Origin of the sequence: Aliiruegeria sabulilitoris (assembly GCF_001558155.1) — a bacterium.
Lineage (GTDB): Bacteria > Pseudomonadota > Alphaproteobacteria > Rhodobacterales > Rhodobacteraceae > Tropicimonas > Tropicimonas sabulilitoris.
The window spans coordinates 1-1,838 of sequence record NZ_LOAS01000092.1; the positions used below are offsets into that span (position 1 = coordinate 1).

Here is a 1,838-nt window from a genome sequence, read left to right on the forward strand (position 1 = left end):
TGTCCGTCGGGATCGGCACGTAGACGGCCAGGAAGCCATAATTCTGTTCCTCGACGCCAAGCATGTCCGCTTGCGTCCCCATCTGCATGACGACGCCGTCCTCTGTCTGGCGCTCCACGAAGCATCCGCCTGTCGCCGCGTTGAAGAAGACGCCCCAGTCGCCGACCACGCCTTTGCTCTCGAACGGCTGCGCCAGCGCCGGCATGGCGACAAGGACACCAATGGCGGCTGTGTATGCGAAGGACGTAAGTTTCATCTGTTTTCCTTTCAGGAAGGGTTGGTCTCATTTCTGCTTCGTGTTTGGTCTGCGTTCATTCATCTCTTCGGAAATACGAGCTGAGCCTGCAGCCGATAGCGCCATCCTTGGGGGCCGTATTTCGGAGACTCGGCCCAGTGGCCGACGCCCGCCGAGAAATTGATCGGCAACTTGCCGACGGTGGCGAGCTTGCTGACGGTCCCCATGATCGGGACCGACCATTCTTCGTTGACCCAGTCGTAGACGCTCTCGGCTTGCAGGGAGTAGGACATTGAGTTGGGCGTGGAGTAAGCCACGAATGGCTGCAGGAAAGATCGCCGCGTGCGGACACGGGGATCATCCTCGATGTGCCAGACGTGGTTGAAGTTCGCGCCCATCGTCCACGGTCCTGTGGTGTAGACGCCGAGCAAGGTAAAGCCGGCGGCCCAGGTGGCCGAGGAGACGTCCTCATCGCCGGGGACCTGAAGTGCCGGACCAATGCCCCACGTGAGCTTTTCCGTCGGGGGCGGGACGTACCATCCCACGAGCAGCGTGTCCCCGATGCCGGTCTTGGTGCCGCTGCCGGGCGTGACATCGCTCAGACGGACCACTGGCAGGATGACCCGGGTGATCAAGGTTGCTCCGTTGTCGAGGCTGAAGGGCAGCACCGGCTGGAAGTTTGCCGTAATCCGCGTGCCGTCTTCGAAGGGGCCGATGCCATGGTCGTAATTGAACTGAAGCGGCACCGAGATGACCGCGGCGAGCGGATTGGCCAACTCCTGCGCGAGGTCGGCGCTGCCACCGCCTTGCGATGAGAGGGCGGTGTTTGGCGTGTCCGGTGAGACCTGTGCGGGGGCCCTCTCGGCGACCGATGCCATCATCACCAACAGCGCCAGAACAGATCCTGCGGTGCGGACCCGCCGGCCGGTCGGGCTGGATGCTCCTACGTGCCCGGACGCGCGGTGGTTGTCCGTCACGTTGAAACGTCCCAGTGCCACGTCATTCCCCTCTCAGAATTTGAAGGTTGCCCCGATCAACGGTCCGCTCTGGCTGACATCGAAGACAATGCCATCCTGCTCGTAGTCGACGGCGAGGTGGCGCCACCCGAAGCTCACACCGAACGTCTCCGTGAAGGCGTAGGTGGCGCCCGCCATCACGCTCCACTCAAGATCCGCGCCCACGCCAAATCCACCGACCTCTGCGCCGCCGAAGAGAGTCCAGCTATCAGACGCCACATACTGGCCGGCGACACCAATCAACGGGTCGATCCAGCTGGCATCGCTGCTGGCCTTGTACTTGCCAAGGCCGGTTGCCGACTGGGGCTTGACCGTTATCTCGTTGTCGAGCCACCAGGCGCGCGCGCCGCCATACACGTCGATGTTGTATTGGTTGGTCCGTGCAACCGAGTAACCCAGGGCAAGCGCCAGGTTCGAGGTGCGGCTCACGATTTCGATGTTATCGACAATCGGCCCGCCGATATCCTCGGTCGCGGTGGTTTGCACCGCCGATGCGTCGAGGAAGATCACCCATGGACCATTGCGCGCGCTGGAGAACAGGAACAGGCCGTAGTCGATGTCGTCCAGAATATCGCCAAAGGAAAGCG

3 protein-coding genes are annotated in these 1,838 nt (G+C 62.4%); all 3 read right to left on the reverse strand.

Annotated features, from left to right (window positions below):
- Nucleotides 1-256 (reverse strand): hypothetical protein (locus AX756_RS24650; RefSeq protein WP_156461695.1); only part of this gene is annotated, 256 nt, incomplete at its 3' end.
- 59 nt (nucleotides 257-315) lie between these two features.
- Nucleotides 316-1,233 (reverse strand): transporter, encoded by a 918-nt coding sequence (locus tag AX756_RS24655; protein WP_068318517.1) that lies wholly within the window; start codon nucleotides 1,231-1,233, stop codon nucleotides 316-318.
- Between the two features lie 12 nt (nucleotides 1,234-1,245).
- Nucleotides 1,246-1,838 (reverse strand): hypothetical protein (locus tag AX756_RS26240; RefSeq protein ID WP_068318520.1); only part of this gene is annotated, 593 nt, incomplete at its 5' end.